This window comes from Pseudomonas sp. LTGT-11-2Z (assembly GCF_003691445.1).
In the GTDB taxonomy this organism is placed as follows: domain Bacteria; phylum Pseudomonadota; class Gammaproteobacteria; order Pseudomonadales; family Pseudomonadaceae; genus Aquipseudomonas; species Aquipseudomonas monteilii.
This window is the reverse complement of sequence record NZ_CP033104.1, coordinates 4,102,545-4,118,676: the sequence shown is the minus strand read 5'-3', so window position 1 is coordinate 4,118,676 and position 16,132 is coordinate 4,102,545. Positions and strand designations below refer to the sequence as shown.

The window sequence follows — 16,132 nt, the reverse complement described above, 5'->3', positions numbered from 1 at the left end:
GAGTCTGACGATGCGCGATTACGCCGAGGCCGCCCGTGCGTTCGACCATGCCAATGCTGTTACGGCGGCATTGCATGGCAACCTCGAAGCCCTCAATGCCTGTGTCGAATGTTGTGATCGGCATGCCGGAAGCGGCAAGCTGGCGCTGATTTACGAAGACCGCGATGGCAACAGCGCGCGCTACAGCTTCGATCAGCTCAAGGCGCAGGCAGCCCGGTTTGCCAATGTGCTCAAGGCGCAGGGGGTGGAGGCTGGAGACCGGGTGGCCGGGTTGATGCCGCGTACGCCCGAACTGCTGGTCACCATCCTCGCCACCTGGCGCCTGGGGGCGGTTTACCAGCCGTTGTTCACGGCGTTCGGCCCCAAGGCCATCGAGCACCGGCTTGAACAATCCCATGCCCGAGTGGTCGTCACCGACAGCCAGAACCGCGCCAAGCTGGACGATGTGCAGGCCTGTCCGACCATCATCACCGTCAGGGCCCGCAGCGGTGAGCTGGACTTCCAGCAATGCCTGGAACGCGCAGCGGATGCATGCGAGCCGGTGATGCGCTCAGGCAACGATCCGTTCCTGCTGATGTTCACCTCTGGAACCACCGGCCCGGCAAAACCATTGGAAGTGCCACTGCGGGCGATTGTCGCGTTCCAGGGCTACATGCGCGATGCCATCGAACTGCTTCCCGAGGACAACTTCTGGAACCTGGCCGACCCGGGTTGGGCGTATGGCCTGTATTACGCCGTAACCGGCCCGTTGTCGCTAGGGCACGCCACCACCTTCTACGATGGCCCGTTCAGTGTTGAAAGCTGCGCCCGGGTGATCGACAAGCTGGGCATCACCAACCTGGCTGGCTCGCCCACTGCGTACCGTTTGCTGATTGCTGCGGGCAATGAATTCTCGGCGCCGATCAAGGGCCGCCTGCGGGTGGTCAGCAGTGCTGGCGAACCGCTTAACCCGGAAGTGATCCGCTGGTTCTCCGACGAACTGGGCGTGACCATTCACGATCACTACGGCCAGACCGAGCTGGGCATGGTGCTGTGCAACCACCATGGTTTGAAGCACCCGGTGCACCTGGGCTCGGCCGGCTTTGCCATCCCTGGTCACCGCATCGTGGTGGTGGACGAGCAGGGTAACGAACTGCCGGCCGGCCAGCCGGGCATCCTTGCTGTCGACCGTGAGCAATCACCGTTGTGCTGGTTCGGTGGCTACCAGGGCCTGCCGACCAAGTCCTTCGTTGGCAAGTATTACCTCAGCGGCGACACCGTCGAGCTGAACCAGGACGGCAGCATCAGCTTCGTCGGCCGCAGCGATGATGTGATCACCACCTCCGGTTATCGGGTTGGCCCGTTCGATGTGGAAAGCGCGCTGATCGAGCACCCGGCGGTGATCGAGGCGGCGGTGATCGGCAAGCCCGACCCGGAGCGCACCGAGCTGATCAAAGCGTTCGTGGTATTGGCCCGTGGCTACAACGGCAGTGCCGAGCTGGAGGAAACCTTGCGTCAGCACGTACGCCAGCGGCTGTACGCGCATGCCTACCCCAGAGAAATCGAATTCGTCAGCGAGCTGCCCAAAACCCCGAGTGGCAAGCTGCAACGCTTCATCCTGCGTAACCAGGAAGTCGCCAAACAAAACGCGCAACAGGCCACCCCTGCCAGCGCTTGAAAGGAAACCGATCATGCAGATAGCCAACAAACACTTCATCGTCAGCGGCGCCGCCTCCGGGCTGGGTGCTGCGACTGCGCAGATGCTGGTCGAAGCCGGCGCCAAAGTCATGCTGGTCGACCTCAATGCCCACGCTGTCGAGGCCAAGGCCCGCGAGCTGGGTGACAACGCCCGCTTCGCTGTGGCTGACATCAGTGACGAGCAAGCGGCCCAAGCGGCTGTCGATGCGGCTGTCAGCAGCTTTGGCAGCCTGCATGGGCTGGTCAACTGCGCAGGCATCGTCGGTGCCGAGAAAGTGCTGGGCAAACAGGGCCCGCATGGCCTGGCCAGCTTCGCCAAAGTCATCAATGTCAACCTGGTAGGGAGCTTCAACCTGCTACGCCTGGCTGCGGCGGCCATGGCCGAAGGGGGTGCCGATGAAGGTGGAGAGCGTGGCGTGATCATCAACACGGCGTCGATTGCCGCCTATGACGGGCAGATAGGCCAGGCCGCTTACGCCGCATCCAAGGGCGCCATCGCTAGCCTGACCTTGCCGGCCGCCCGTGAGCTGGCGCGCTTTGGCATCCGCGTGATGACCATTGCCCCAGGCATTTTCGAAACACCGATGATGGCCGGCATGACCGAAGAAGTGCGTGCTTCGCTGGCTGCCGGTGTGCCATTCCCGCCGCGCCTGGGCCGTCCACAGGAATACGCTGCACTGGCCCGTCACATCATCGAGAACAGCATGCTCAACGGCGAGGTGATCCGCCTCGACGGCGCACTGCGCATGGCAGCCAAGTAAGGAGAGCGAACATGACCCTCGCCAATGACCCGATCGTAATCGTCAGCGCCGTGCGCACGCCCATGGGTGGCCTGCAGGGCGACCTCAAAAGCCTGACCGCGCCACAACTGGGCAGCGCGGCCATTCGCGGCGCCGTGGAGCGCGCCGGCATCGACGCTGCCAGCGTCGAGCAGGTGCTGTTCGGCTGCGTGCTGCCGGCCGGCCAGGGCCAGGCACCAGCGCGCCAGGCGGCGCTGGGTGCCGGGCTGGACAAGCACACCACCTGCACCACCCTGAACAAGATGTGTGGCTCGGGCATGCAAGCCGCGATCATGGCCCATGACCTGCTGCTGGCCGGTACGGCTGACGTGGTGGTTGCCGGCGGCATGGAAAGCATGACCAACGCCCCCTATCTGCTGGACAAGGCCCGTGGCGGTTACCGCATGGGCCACGGCAAGATCATCGACCACATGTTCATGGACGGCCTTGAAGACGCCTACGACAAAGGCCGCCTGATGGGCACCTTCGCCGAGGATTGCGCCCAGGCCAATGCCTTCAGCCGCGAAGCCCAGGACCAGTTCGCCATCGCCTCGCTGACCCGTGCCCAGGACGCGATCAGCAGCGGCCGCTTTGCCGCCGAGATCGTGCCGGTAGAAGTCACCGAGAGTAAGGAAAAACGCGTCATCAAGGACGACGAGCAGCCGCCGAAGGCGCGCCTGGACAAGATTCCGCAGCTCAAGCCTGCCTTCCGCGAAGGCGGAACGGTGACCGCAGCCAACGCCAGCTCGATTTCCGATGGTGCTGCCGCGCTGGTGCTGATGCGCCGCTCCGAAGCCGAGAAGCGTAGCCTCAAGCCGCTGGCGGTGATTCATGGCCACGCCGCATTTGCCGACTCCCCGGCGCTGTTCCCGACCGCGCCGATCGGTGCCATCGACAAACTGATGAAACGCACCGGCTGGAACCTGGCCGAGGTCGACCTGTTCGAAATCAACGAGGCCTTCGCGGTGGTCACCCTGGCGGCCATGAAGCACCTCGACCTGCCCCACGACAAGGTCAACATTCACGGCGGCGCCTGCGCCCTGGGTCACCCGATCGGTGCCTCTGGCGCTCGCATTCTGGTCACCCTGCTGTCAGCCCTGCGCCAGAACAACCTGCGCCGCGGCGTGGCGGCCATCTGCATTGGCGGCGGCGAAGCGACGGCCATGGCCGTCGAATGCCTGTACTGAGGTGAACCATGCTGGTAACTGACGAGCAACAACAGATCGCCGACGCCGTGCGCGCTTTCGCCCAGGAGCGCCTGAAACCGTTTGCCGAACAATGGGACAAGGAACACCGTTTTCCGAAAGAGGCCATCGACGAGATGGCCGAGCTTGGCCTGTTCGGCATGCTGGTGCCGGAGCAGTGGGGTGGCAGCGATACCGGTTATGTGGCCTATGCCATGGCCCTGGAAGAGATCGCTGCGGGTGATGGCGCCTGCTCGACCATCATGAGCGTGCACAATTCGGTAGGTTGCGTGCCGATTCTGCGTTTTGGCAGCGAGCAGCAAAAAGAGCAGTTTCTCACCCCGCTGGCCACGGGGGCGATGCTCGGTGCCTTCGCCCTGACCGAACCGCAGGCAGGCTCTGATGCCAGCAGCCTGAAAACCCGTGCAAAGCTTGATGGCGACCACTACGTACTCAACGGCAGCAAGCAGTTCATCACCTCTGGGCAAAACGCCGGGGTAGTGATCGTGTTTGCCGTGACCGACCCGGACGCCGGCAAGCGTGGCATCAGCGCCTTCATTGTGCCGACCGATTCGCCGGGGTACCAGGTGGCGCGGGTCGAGGACAAACTCGGCCAGCATGCCTCCGACACTTGCCAGATCGTTTTCGACGATGTGCGTGTGCCCGTGGCCAACCGCCTGGGCGCGGAGGGCGAAGGCTACAAGATCGCCCTGGCCAACCTTGAGGGGGGGCGCATCGGTATTGCTTCGCAGGCTGTGGGTATGGCCCGCGCCGCGTTCGAAGTGGCCCGCGACTATGCCAATGAACGGCAAAGCTTCGGCAAGGCGCTGATCGAGCACCAGGCCGTGGCATTCCGCCTGGCCGACATGGCCACGAAAATTGCCGTCGCCAGGCAGATGGTGCTGCATGCCGCCGCGCTGCGTGATGCCGGGCGCCCAGCGCTGGTGGAAGCGTCGATGGCCAAGCTGTTTGCCTCGGAAATGGCCGAAAAGGTCTGTTCGGATGCCTTGCAGACCCTGGGCGGTTATGGCTATCTGAGTGACTTCCCGCTGGAGCGGATTTACCGAGACGTTCGGGTATGCCAGATCTACGAAGGCACCAGCGACATTCAGCGCATGGTCATTGCGCGCAATCTTTGAAGGAGCAGACTGCATGGCATTCGAAACCATCCTGTTGGACATCCACGGCAAGGTCGGCCTGATCACCCTCAGCCGCCCGCAGGCGCTCAATGCGCTGAACGCACAGATTGTCGGCGAAATCAACCAGGCCCTGGACCAGCTAGAGCGTGACCCGAACATCGGCTGCGTGGTGCTGACAGGTTCGGCCAAGGCCTTTGCCGCTGGCGCCGACATCAAGGAAATGGCCGAGCTGCAATACCCGCAGATCTACGTTGACGACCTGTTCAGCGATGCCGATCGCATTGCCAACCGCCGCAAGCCGATCATTGCTGCGGTGTCTGGCTTTGCCTTGGGCGGTGGCTGCGAGCTGGCGATGATGTGTGATTTTATCCTGGCCGCCGACAACGCCAAATTCGGCCAGCCGGAAATCAACCTCGGCGTGTTGCCAGGCATGGGTGGTACCCAGCGCCTGACCCGTGCGGTGGGCAAGGCCAAGGCCATGGAACTGTGCCTGACTGGCCGCCTGATGGGCGCCGAAGAGGCCGAGCGGGCTGGCCTGGTGGCGCGGATTGTGCCTCAGGCGGAGTTGGTGGAAGAGGCGCTGAAGGTGGCGGCGACCATTGCCAGCAAATCGATCCCGGTGAGCATGATGGTCAAGGAAAGCGTCAACCGCGCGTTTGAAGTTACCCTTAGCGAGGGCGTGCGCTTTGAACGTCGAGTGTTCCATGCGGCGTTTTCCACCGAAGACCAGAAAGAAGGCATGGCCGCGTTCATCGCCAAGCGCGAGGCGCAGTTCAAGGACCGTTGATGCTGGCAGGGGATTTTAGCCGGGCCTCCAGGTGCATACCTCGAGACGCCCGGCGCCAGCCCAGCCCGGACGTCCCCAATGCTACCTCCCTGGCACCGACCAGCGGATTGTAAGCACCTGAAGCAAATTCAGCCCCATTTGCAGTTGCTCCACGCGACGTGGCGCCTTAGACTGCCGCCCCCTGTAAAAGAGTGCCGGTTGGCGCTTGAAGAATTCCGCTGCCGATGCCAAGGCATCGGCGGCACATGAATCGCCCAAATGCACATTTTTTCATAGAGAAATCGATGACCAAGGAACAGTTGCTGGCCATGTCGGCCGATGACTACATGAACGCCGACCAGCTGGCCTTCTTCACTGAGCTGCTGCAGGCGATGAAAGTCGAAACCCATGAGCGCATCGAGCTCAGCCGCACCACCATCGAAGGCCTGGACACTCCGTCGGACCCTGCCGACGTGGCTTCGGTCGAAGAAGAGCGTAGCTGGCTGGTCAATGCCATCGACCGCGACCAGCGCCTGCTGCCACAGCTGGAAATGGCCCTGGACCGTATTGCCGACGAAAGCTTCGGCTGGTGCGATGACAGCGGTGAGCCGATTGGCCTGAAGCGCCTGCTGATCAGCCCGACCACCAAGTACTGCATCGAAGCCCAGGAGCGCCACGAGCAGCTCGACCGCCACCAGCGCCAGGTATAACCCCGCGCGCGGTGCCAAGCCCCACGGAGCAATCCCTGGGGCTTTTTGCGTTTCTCGCTGGCGCCGTTTTTTGTTGCCCCGTGCGCAACACTGCTGTACCGGCATGCGCTGTTTCCTCGCCACCAGCAGGCGTATCATGGCTATATCGTTAGGGTGCTAATTAAGTTCCGGAGGGAATGATGAATAGCCGAGTCGATGTAGCTGTGATGATTGGTTCGGGGGTGCCGGCCACCCTGCAAGCGCTGGGCAAACGCATCTGCTGGGTGGTGCTGGTCAATGGCGAGCGCCGTGGCACTGCATTTGCCACCCGTGAGGAGGCGTTGGAATGCCAGGCCGCCTGGCAGCAACAACTGAAGAAAGGGCTGGCAGCCTGAAAATGTTTATTGCCTCTCGACGTGTTTCGGTGTTTTCGGGCATATTTGTCCTACAGTAATGCGCTTTGGGATGCCAGGCCTTGTGTTCTTGCAGGCCCGCTTCCTTGGTTGCGCTTTCTGGCGAGTGATCTCAGGCATCACGCTTCCCACGCCGGGAATGAGCCAAACGCCTTCGGTTGAGGGCGAATCTGGCAAACCATAGTAAAGATTCCTGCACGCTGCATCGTCAGCGGGCACAGACATTTCGTATATCGCTTTATTACTCTTTTCGCCTATCGATAAGAAATGGCCGTGCCTCCCCGAGCTTGGGTGAGGGCGGGTTGTAACCGGTTGAGGATTACTTCATTGGCAGTCAGCACTCTTGATACCCATGCATTGTTCGCCCTGGGCGACTTGCGCGGTAAATTGGCCCAACTGTTCCAGGGCCGCTTCATCTATGTCACCGAACAGAATCCAGAAGGCCTGTACATGGCCGAAATCGACACCGAAAGTGCACTGGTGGTCGATGACAAACAACGCCTGGAGCTAAAAGTAGGCGATCATTTTCGCGCCGCCGTGTTGCCCAGCCGTGAAGGTGGCAAGCTGGAAATGCGCTTTCGCGAAATCAAGTTGAATGTGTATGGCGTGGGCGATTACGCCTTCGTTTCGGTGCCGGAAGGCGAGGGCATCGTGTTCCGTGAGGGCCAGGCCGTGATGCTGGTGTTTGCCGCACAGCAGCAAGTGCAGGAAGGCCTTGGCAAGTTGCTCAAGGCGGTGACTGGCAAGGTTGCCAAATGGCGCAAGGGTGAACTGACCACCTTCAAGGCCAGTGAGTGACCGGCGCTGACGATGCACCTGCCTCGCGAGCCGAATTTCATCGGCAGCATCAGGCGGATGCTGTGGCCGAGGCCGAACGTTTGCTGGCCAGGCGTGAAGAACTGCAAAGCACCTGGCTGAGCTGGGTGGCGGGTGAGCTCTACCGGCTCGGCCCACCGCCTTATGTCGCCATGGTCCGGCGGGAGCTGCAGCGCCTCAGCCAAAGGTGAGGCGCAACCTTCAGTTACCGCGGTCGCGACCGCTGCTAACCTCTTCGGGCACCGGCTCTTTCGACATGCGCTTACGGAACAGCGCCGCCCGCGCCAGCAAGAGCGTGGTTACCGGCACTGTGATCGACAGCAGGATCGGAATTAGCCAGGCGTGCAGCACAGGCGCGTCCTTGAGCCAGGAAAAGTAGATGATCGACGCCAGCGCCACGCACCAGGCGCCAATGGTCGAGGCCAGTGCCGGTGGGTGCATCCGCTGGAAGTAGTCTTTCAGGCGTACCAGGCCTATAGCACCCACCAGGGCGAACAGGCTGCCGGTCAGCAGTAGCACGGCAGTGACCACCTCCAGCCAGAAGGGCAGTACCAAGGTTTCGGTCATTCGATCACCTCTCCGCGCAGCAGGAACTTGGCCAAGGCAAACGAGCCGACGAAGCCGAACAGCGCAATCAGCAGGGCACCTTCGAAGTAGGTGTCACTGGCGTAACGGATCCCCAGCACCAGCATGGTCAGCATGGCCAGGATATACAGGTAGTCCAGCGCCAGCACACGGTCCTGGGCGGACGGGCCACGGAACAGCCGGATCAGCGCCAGGCCCATGGACAGGGCGAAGATGAACAGGCTGGCGAGGACAGCATTGGCGAGCAGGCCTGTCATTGGAAGATCTCCATCAGCGGGCGTTCGTAGGTGTCCTTGAAGTGCTGGATGAAGGCCGCTTCATCGTCCAGGTCGAACACATGCAGCAGCAAGACGCTGCGGTCCAGCGCCAGTTCGGACCAGACTGTGCCGGGCACCACCGTGGTGATCATCGAAAGTGCCGCCAGGCCGTGCGCGTCGCGCAATGCCAGCGGTATGTGCACGAACGCCGAGCGTGGTGGCTGCTTGCCGGCACGCAGTACGCCGCGAGCCACCAGCAGGTTGGAGACGATCACATCGATGCCGACCCGGCCGATCAGCCGGGCAATGACCAGCGGCCGACGCACATGGGCATGCTGCGGACGCAACGGTGCCATCAGCAGCGGGGCCAGTACACCCAGTGCGGCGCCCAGCAGCAGATTGCCGGGGCTGACCGAGAGGTTCAGCAACAGCCAGAGGCCGAACAGCGAAACCGATAGTAGCGGGGCGGGGAACAGTCGGTTCATGGCTGCACCTGTACGTCGAGCGAGGTCGGGCCAGGAATCGGCCGGGCGGCCATCACGGCTTCGATGTAGGCGTCCGGCGCCTGCAGGCTGGCGGCGGTGTCCTGGGTGTAGCGCAGCAACGGCTCGGCCTTGAGGCTGAGGACCATGCACAGGCCGAGCAGGATGACGATGGGCAGGCACTCATAGCGGCGTAGCACGGGTGACGGGCGCTCTTCGGGCTTCCAGAAGCGCTGTATGCCCACGCGGCCAAAGGCGATCAGCGACGCCATGCCGGACAGGATCAGCAGTGCCACCAGGCCCCAGCCTGCCGGGCTCAACGGTTGTTCGGCCGGCATGCCCAGGCCCTGCGGGTTGAACAGCGCGCTGATGAGGTTGAGCTTGCCGACAAAGCCCGACAGTGGCGGCATGCCGATGATGAGCAGCGCGCAGGCGATGAAGCTCAGGCCCAGGAAGGCCATGGTCCACGGGATGATCTGGCCGATCACCACCTTTTGCTCGTCGTCGAGGTTGATACCCTTGGGCGGGTGCAGCGACTCCAGCGGGGGCGGCATCACGTCTTCTTCTTCGTCCAGGGGCGCCTCATTGGCCGAGCGTGAGCGTTCGACCAGTTCGGCGAGCAGGAACAGCGCGCACAGGGCCAGGGTGGAGTTGACCAGGTAGAACAACGCCGCGCCGGTCAGCGCCGCCTGGGCAAAGCCAACCGCGCCGAGCAGGGTACCAGCCGAGACCAGGATACTGAGGGCTGCCATGCGCTCCAGGCGCTGTGCAGCCAGGATCGATACCGCAGCCACCGCCAGGGTGGCCAGGCCGCCGTATACCAGCCATTCGCCGCCGAAATGCGCCGAGGCCCCCGCCTGCCCGGAGAACAGCAGAGTCCACAGGCGCAGCACGGCATACAGGCCGACTTTGGTCATGATGGCGAACAACGCAGCCACGGGTGCGCTGGCCGAAGCGTAGGCTGGCACCAGCCAGAAGTTCAGCGGCCAGATACCGGCCTTGACCAGGAAGGCCATGGCCAGGATCGCCGCACCCGCATGCAACAGGCCACGGTCGGCCTCAGGCACCAGGGGAATCTTCAGGGCCAGGTCGGCCATGTTCAGGGTGCCGGTCACGCCATACAGCATGGCGGCGCCAATCAGGAACAGCGACGAGGCGAACAGGTTGATGGCGATGTAGTGCAGGCCGGCGCGCACCCGGGCGCGACCCGAGCCATGCAGCAGCAGGCCATACGACGCGGCCAGCAGCACCTCGAAGAACACGAACAGGTTGAACAGGTCGGCGGTGAGGAAGGCACCGTACAGGCCCATCAGCTGGATCTGGAACAGCGCATGGAAACTGGCCCCGGCACCGTCCCACCGGGCACGGGCAAACAGCAACGCACTGAAGCCGATGACCCCGGTCAGGGTCAGCAGCAGGGCCGACAAGTGGTCCACGACCAGCACGATGCCGAACGGTGCCGGCCAGTTGCCCGGCAGGTAAACGCCGATCGACGCTGCCTGCCCCTGGGTGCGCACCCATAGCAGCAGGCTGACGGCGATTGCCAGGCCGGCGAAGGTCGACAGCAGGTTCAGGCGGGCCTTGATCTGCCGGTGCTTTTCACCCAGCAGCAACATGACTGCGGCAGTGACCAGTGGCAGCAGGATGGGCGCAACGATCAATTGACTCATTCCATTCATTCGTCACGCTCCCGGCCATCCACGTGGTCGGTACCGGTCAGGCCGCGTGAGGCCAGCAACACCACCAGAAACAGCGCGGTCATGGCAAAGCTGATGACGATGGCGGTAAGCACCAGCGCCTGCGGCAGCGGGTCGGTGTAGTGCAGCAGGTCCTGTGTGACGCCGTCCTTGATGATTGGCTCTTTGCCGATGAAGAGGCTGCCCATGCTGAAAATGAACAGGTTGACCCCGTACGACAGCAGGCACAGGCCCATGATGACCTGATAGGTACGGGGGCGCAGGATCAGCCACACCCCCGAGGCGGCGAGCACGCCGATGGCGACTGCAATCACTTCTTCCATCAGGCGGCTCCTGCTTGGCTGGTTTTCGCCGGGTTGCCCGGGCGGTAAGCGCGCACCGACTGGTGCGCCAGGGCCGTGAGGATCAGCAGGGTCGAGCCGACCACCACGGTGTATACGCCGACATCGAAGAACAGCGCACTGGCCACATGCACATCACCCAGCAGTGGCAGGTGCAGGTGGGCAGTATGGGTAGTGAGGAACGGATAGCCCAGCAGCATGGCGCCGACCCCGGTCAGGGTCGCGCACAGCAGCCCGGTGCCCATCCAGCGCAGCGGGCGCAGGCTCATCTGCGCTTCGACCCACTGGGTACCGGCCACCATGTACTGCAGGATGAACGCCACCGACATCACCAGGCCGGCGACAAAGCCGCCGCCCGGTTGGTTGTGACCACGCATGAACAGGTACATCGAGACCAGCAGCGCGATTGGCAGCAGCAGGCGCACCAGCACTGCCGGCACCATCATGAAGCCCAGGGCGGTGTCGGTGGCATGCCGTGGGTTGATCAGGTCGGTGACCACATCGGGTGCCAGCTGGCGCTGCTGCGCCGGCAGTTGCATGCTCTCTTTGGGTGGGCGGAAGCGGCGCAGTAGGGCGAACACGGTCAGCGCTACGGCCACCAGCACGGTGATTTCACCGAGGGTATCGAAGCCGCGGAAGTCCACCAGCATCACGTTGACCACGTTGGTGCCGCCGCCCTGCGGCAGCGCACGGCTGAGGTAGAACGACGAGATGTCGTTGGGCGTTGGCCGGGTCAGCATGGCGTAGGACAGCACGGCCATGCCGCCACCCACCAGCACGGCCAGCAGCAGGTCGCGCAGGCGGCGCATGCGCGCACGCTCCAGGCTACCCGGTAGTGGCGACACGCCTTCGATACGCCGTGGCAGCCAGCGCAGACCCAGCAGGATCAGCACAGTCGTGACCACTTCCACCACCAGCTGGGTCAGGGCCAGGTCAGGCGCGGAGAACCAGACAAACGTGATACAGGTCATCAGGCCGCAGACACTGACCATGATCAGTGCCGCCAGGCGGTGGTACTTCGCCTGGTAGGCGGCGCCGATGGCGCAGGCAATGGCGATCAGCCACAGTGCGACGAACACGCCTGAACCCGGAATTTTCGGCCGGTCGCCCCAGCTCAGCCCGCCGTAGAGCATGGGCGTGAGGCCTGCGAGAAAGGCGGCGACCACCAGCATGAACAGCTGCGATTGCAGGCGGCGAGAGGTGAACAGGCGCTCGACCCGACGCGCCAGCACCATCAGGTGAACCTGCCCGTGCTCGAACAGGCGCTTGCCGTTGAAGCGTTCGATCACCGGCGGGTAGGGGAAGCGGCCCAGGCGCAGCTGCTTGCGCAGCAACAGGTACAGCACGATACCGCCGCTCATGGCCACCAGGCTCATGATCAGCGGTGCGTTCCAGCCATGCCAGATCGCCAGGCTGTACTCCGGCAGGGTGCCGCCTACCACCGGTAGCGCCGCAGCGGCCAGCAGCGGGCCGACCGACTGGGCAGGGAAGATCCCCACCACCAGGCAGGTGAGCACCAGCAGTTCGACCGGCGCACGCATCCAGCGTGGCGGCTCGTGCGGGGTGTGGGGCAGGTCCTGGGCGGTCGGCCCGAAGAACACATCGACGGTAAAGCGCAGGGCATAGGCCACGCTGAAGGTACCGGCCAGTGTGGCGATCACGGGCAGGGTGGCCTCGACCCACGCGGTGGAGCTGATGAATACGGTTTCGGCGAAGAACATTTCCTTGGACAGGAAGCCGTTCATCAGTGGCACGCCAGCCATCGAGGCGCTGGCCACCATGGCCAGGGTCGCGGTGTAGGGCACCAGGCGGATCAGGCCGCTGAGGCGACGGATGTCGCGCGTACCGCTTTCATGGTCGATGATGCCGGCTGCCATAAACAGCGAGGCCTTGAACGTGGCATGGTTGAGGATGTGGAATACCGCTGCAACGGCAGCCAGTGGGCTGTTCAGGCCCAGCAGCAGGGTAATCAGGCCCAGGTGGCTGATGGTCGAATAGGCCAGCAGGCCCTTGAGGTCGTTCTGGAACATGGCGGCGAACGCGCCGAGCAGCAGGGTGAGGGCACCGGCACCGCCGACGATCCAGAACCACTCTTCGCTGCCGGAAAGCACCGGCCACAGCCGCGCCAGCAGGAACACCCCGGCCTTGACCATGGTGGCAGAGTGCAAATAGGCCGATACCGGGGTGGGCGCTGCCATGGCGTGGGGCAGCCAGAATTGGAAGGGGAACTGTGCGCTCTTGCTCAGGGCACCGATGAGAATCAGGGGCAGCAGCACCGGGTACAGCGCATGCTGGCGGATGGTATCGCCGGCAGCCAGGACCTTGTCCAGGTCGTAGCTGCCGACCACATGGCCGAGCAGCAGGGCCCCGACCAGCAGGCACAAGCCGCCTGCACCGGTCACCATCAGCGCCATGTAGGCACCACGGCGGGCGTCGGCGCGGTGGTGCCAGTAACCGATCAGCAGGAAGGAGAACAGGCTGGTGAGTTCCCAGAAGAACACCAGCTGAATCAGGTTGCCGGAAATCACCAGGCCAAGCATGGCGCCCATGAAGGCCAGAAAGAAGGCGAAGAAACGCGGTACCGGGTCTTGCGGTGACATGTAGTAGCGCGCGTACAGCGACACCAGCGTGCCGATGCCCAGTACCAGCAGCGAGAACAGCCAGGCGAAGCCGTCCATGCGCAGTACCAGATTGAGCCCCAGACTGGGCAGCCACAGGAACTCTTCGCGAATCACACCGCCATGGGCAACCTGGGGGTACAGCAGTGCTACCTGGACGGTACCGACCAGGGCTACGAGCCCGGCAAGAATGGACTCGGCGTTACGTGCGTTGTGCGGCAGCACGGCTGCCAAGCAACTGCCCACGAACGGCAGAAGCAATAGCACTATCAATGACATAGCGGCCTATTCTGGAGAAGTTTGCAAAGATCATACGTGCCGAGGGGGTGATCACCAACACGCAAGCTGTCGCAGAATCCTACAAACAGGCTGTGACAAGCTGTTTTTTTATAACATTTGTTTACAAAGCATAGCTGCTGTTAGCGACTTCAAAGCTCTGCCTGGCGTTCGCCTTCATTCTGTACATCGCGTGCCTCGATGGCTTCGCGCGGGCGACGCACTTTGAGCTCGCTCACCACCACCGCGATGACGATCAGCAGGCCTCCGAGCAGTGCCACGCCCGGCAGGCGTTCGCCCGCCAGGCGCCCGACGATCCCGGCCCACACTGGCTCACCGGCGTAGATGAGCGTGGCCCGGGTAGGCGAAACCGACTTCTGTGCCCAGTTCATCGCCACCTGGATAACTGCGCTCATGGCGCCCAGGCCTACGGCGCTGCCCAGCAGCAGCCAGGAGAAGTCGGGGATACGCTCCTGGGTTGGCACGATCATCAGAAACGCCAGCAACGATGCGGTCGCCAGTTGCACCACGGTAACCCGGCGTACGTCGACCTGGCCGGCGTAGCGGCTGATCAAGATGATTTCGCCGGCGATGGCGACGGCGCTGACCAAGGTGACCACCTCGCCCTCGCTGAAATGCAGGCTGCCGCCTTCCGGCCCGGCCAACAGCATCAGGCCGATGAATGCCAGGCAAATGCCGATGCTGGGCATCAGGCCAGGCCGTCGGCCCAGCACCAGCCACTGCAACAGCGGCACGAACGGCACGTACAGCGCAGTGATGAACGCCGATTGGCTGCTGCTGATGGTTTGCAGGCCCATGGTTTGTAAGCCATAGCCGAGCATGATCGATACACCGATCAGCATGCCGGCCTTGAGCTCGGTGAAGGTCAGTCCGGGCAATGCCCGCGCCGAGACCACGCCCACGAACAGTGCGGCTGCAGCAAAGCGCAAACCGACGAAGAACATCGGGCCGCTGACGGTCATCACGTTGTGCACCAGCAGGAAGGTGCCGCCCCACAACATGGTGATGAAGACCAGCACCAGTTCAGCCTTGCTCAGGCGAAAGGTAACGTTGGGGGTCGGTTTGTTGCTGGCCTGGCTCATGGTCTTGCGCACTCGGAGGGGGCGGCGCACAATCGCCGCAAAGTGGGCAGTATACTGCGCAATCTCGACCAGTGAGCAATATAGTGCACAAAGATTCCGCGCACCGCGCATCGGTGCTTCAACATGTCAGCCTCAATGTGCGCAGCCTGCGCAACGCGGCTGGCATGAGCCAGGCGACGTTGGCCGAGCGCTCCGGGGTTAGCCGGCGCATGCTGGTGGCGATCGAGGCGGGGGAAAAGAACGTCAGCCTGACCACGCTGGACTTGATCGCCGAAGCCTTGGGGGTGGCATTCAGTACCTTGATCCAGGCGCCTGATCGGCGTGATCCCGGGCGCATCGAAGAGCTGGCCTGGGCGGGTGAACATCCGCAGAGCCGGGCAGTGTTGCTTGGCACCAGCCCGGCGCGGCGTGAGGTGGAGCTGTGGGAGTGGACCCTGGCGCCGGGTGAGTGCTATTCCAGCGAGGCCGATGCCGAAGGCTGGAGCGAGCAGATTTATGTGGCTGAAGGGCAGCTGACGTTGATCATCGAAGGGGGCGAGCATCGTCTGCTGGTGGGGCAGTTCCATGTGTTTCCCAGCAACTGCCGGTATGCATACCGTAATGATGGGGCGGTGGCGGTGCGGTTCGTGCGTAATGTGGTGATTTGAGCCTGCAAGCTTTGGGGCTGATGCATAGCCCCAAAGCTTTCGAGCCGATCAGCCTTCAAGCAACTCATCAGTCCTCACGACGTTGGCATAGGCAAATGCCAGCGCCGCCATCGCCGAATCATGAACCTGCGCCGCCGCTACCTGCCTGCCGTCGAACGTCAGCGGCAGGGTCGCACAGGCATCGTGCGCCACGGTCACCTCGTAACCCAGGTCGGCCGCAGCACGGGTGGCGGCATCGATGCACATATGGCTCATGCTGCCGACGATGGTCAGGGCCTCGACGCCATGCCGGTCCAGCGTGTGCTCAAGGTCGGTACCGAGGAAGGCGTTGACCTTGTGCTTGAGCACCACCGGTTCGCCTGCTGCCGGTTCGACCTTGGAATGGATCGCCGAACCCTGCGAGCCCGGTGCAAAGAAGGGGGCATCGGCGCTGTCGAACTCATGGCGCACATGCACCACCAGGTCGCCGCGCTGGCGTGCGGCTGCCAGCAACCGTGCAGCGTTGTCGGCCGCCTGGTCGGCGCCATCGAGGGTCCATTTGCCGCCCGGGAAGTAGTCGTTCTGGATGTCGATGATGATCAGCGCCTGCTTGCTCATGCTGCCTCCTGTGGCAGTAGTCGTTGGTAGGCGTTAGTTATAGGCTGTGTGCACGAACCTGAGGAT

General features: G+C 63.3%; 18 protein-coding genes. 10 read left to right on the top strand and 8 right to left on the bottom strand.

Annotation, left to right across the window (positions count from 1 at the left end):
* Positions 1–10: 10 nt before the first annotated feature.
* From D8767_RS19315 to D8767_RS19275, 9 genes are all read left to right on the top strand, one after another.
* Positions 11–1,657, top strand: coding sequence for an acyl-CoA synthetase (locus tag D8767_RS19315; RefSeq protein ID WP_016714978.1), 1,647 nt, complete (start codon positions 11–13; stop codon positions 1,655–1,657).
* 13 nt (positions 1,658–1,670) lie between these two features.
* Positions 1,671–2,438 (top strand): SDR family NAD(P)-dependent oxidoreductase, encoded by a 768-nt coding sequence (locus D8767_RS19310; RefSeq protein WP_016714979.1) that lies wholly within the window; start codon positions 1,671–1,673, stop codon positions 2,436–2,438.
* A gap of 11 nt (positions 2,439–2,449) precedes the next feature.
* Positions 2,450–3,643, top strand: coding sequence for an acetyl-CoA C-acyltransferase (locus D8767_RS19305; RefSeq protein WP_016714980.1), 1,194 nt, complete (start codon positions 2,450–2,452; stop codon positions 3,641–3,643).
* Positions 3,644–3,651: 8 nt separating this feature from the next.
* Positions 3,652–4,779 (top strand): acyl-CoA dehydrogenase, encoded by a 1,128-nt coding sequence (locus tag D8767_RS19300; protein WP_016714981.1) that lies wholly within the window; start codon positions 3,652–3,654, stop codon positions 4,777–4,779.
* A gap of 13 nt (positions 4,780–4,792) precedes the next feature.
* Positions 4,793–5,566, top strand: a complete 774-nt coding sequence (locus tag D8767_RS19295; protein WP_016714982.1) for an enoyl-CoA hydratase — start codon at positions 4,793–4,795, stop codon at positions 5,564–5,566.
* 284 nt (positions 5,567–5,850) lie between these two features.
* Positions 5,851–6,255, top strand: a complete 405-nt coding sequence (locus D8767_RS19290; RefSeq protein ID WP_003250099.1) for a TraR/DksA family transcriptional regulator — start codon at positions 5,851–5,853, stop codon at positions 6,253–6,255.
* Positions 6,256–6,434: 179 nt separating this feature from the next.
* Positions 6,435–6,629: a hypothetical protein gene (locus D8767_RS19285; protein ID WP_012271507.1), complete on the top strand. Its 195-nt coding sequence runs from the start codon at positions 6,435–6,437 to the stop codon at positions 6,627–6,629.
* A 345-nt stretch (positions 6,630–6,974) separates the two neighbouring features.
* Positions 6,975–7,445 (top strand): hypothetical protein, encoded by a 471-nt coding sequence (locus D8767_RS19280; RefSeq protein ID WP_025754423.1) that lies wholly within the window; start codon positions 6,975–6,977, stop codon positions 7,443–7,445.
* Entirely contained in the window at positions 7,442–7,654 is a 213-nt protein-coding gene (locus tag D8767_RS19275; RefSeq protein WP_016714984.1) for a hypothetical protein, read from the top strand. Before D8767_RS19280 ends, D8767_RS19275 begins: the two co-directional genes overlap by 4 nt.
* A 10-nt stretch (positions 7,655–7,664) precedes the next feature.
* Here the strand turns inward: D8767_RS19275 and D8767_RS19270 are convergent, their stop codons facing one another.
* The 7 genes from D8767_RS19270 to D8767_RS19240 all read right to left on the bottom strand — a co-directional run bounded on the left by D8767_RS19270 (position 7,665) and on the right by D8767_RS19240 (position 14,822).
* Positions 7,665–8,030, bottom strand: a complete 366-nt coding sequence (locus D8767_RS19270; RefSeq protein WP_016714985.1) for a Na+/H+ antiporter subunit G — start codon at positions 8,028–8,030, stop codon at positions 7,665–7,667.
* Entirely contained in the window at positions 8,027–8,305 is a 279-nt protein-coding gene (locus tag D8767_RS19265; protein ID WP_016714986.1) for a K+/H+ antiporter subunit F, read from the bottom strand. Before D8767_RS19265 ends, D8767_RS19270 begins: the two co-directional genes overlap by 4 nt.
* Entirely contained in the window at positions 8,302–8,790 is a 489-nt protein-coding gene (locus D8767_RS19260; protein ID WP_016714987.1) for a Na+/H+ antiporter subunit E, read from the bottom strand. The genes D8767_RS19265 and D8767_RS19260 overlap by 4 nt, the downstream gene beginning before the upstream one ends.
* Complete coding sequence (locus D8767_RS19255) at positions 8,787–10,466, bottom strand: monovalent cation/H+ antiporter subunit D (RefSeq protein ID WP_016714988.1); 1,680 nt, start codon at positions 10,464–10,466, stop codon at positions 8,787–8,789. Before D8767_RS19255 ends, D8767_RS19260 begins: the two co-directional genes overlap by 4 nt.
* A complete protein-coding gene (locus D8767_RS19250; RefSeq protein ID WP_003250128.1) occupies positions 10,463–10,807 on the bottom strand; it encodes a Na+/H+ antiporter subunit C in 345 nt (114 codons plus the stop codon). The genes D8767_RS19255 and D8767_RS19250 overlap by 4 nt, the downstream gene beginning before the upstream one ends.
* Positions 10,807–13,722 carry a monovalent cation/H+ antiporter subunit A gene (locus D8767_RS19245; RefSeq protein WP_016714989.1) on the bottom strand — a complete coding sequence of 972 codons (2,916 nt, stop codon included), beginning with the start codon at positions 13,720–13,722 and terminating at the stop codon, positions 10,807–10,809. The genes D8767_RS19250 and D8767_RS19245 overlap by 1 nt, the downstream gene beginning before the upstream one ends.
* A 149-nt stretch (positions 13,723–13,871) precedes the next feature.
* Positions 13,872–14,822, bottom strand: coding sequence for a DMT family transporter (locus D8767_RS19240; RefSeq protein WP_016714990.1), 951 nt, complete (start codon positions 14,820–14,822; stop codon positions 13,872–13,874).
* Between the two features lie 83 nt (positions 14,823–14,905).
* On the opposite strand from D8767_RS19240, the gene D8767_RS19235 reads away from it, so the two are divergent.
* Complete coding sequence (locus D8767_RS19235; protein WP_016714991.1) at positions 14,906–15,469, top strand: helix-turn-helix domain-containing protein; 564 nt, start codon at positions 14,906–14,908, stop codon at positions 15,467–15,469.
* A 48-nt stretch (positions 15,470–15,517) separates the two neighbouring features.
* On the opposite strand, the gene D8767_RS19230 is transcribed toward D8767_RS19235, so the two are convergent.
* Positions 15,518–16,066 carry a cysteine hydrolase family protein gene (locus D8767_RS19230; RefSeq protein ID WP_016714992.1) on the bottom strand — a complete coding sequence of 183 codons (549 nt, stop codon included), beginning with the start codon at positions 16,064–16,066 and terminating at the stop codon, positions 15,518–15,520.
* Positions 16,067–16,132 lie beyond the last annotated feature (66 nt).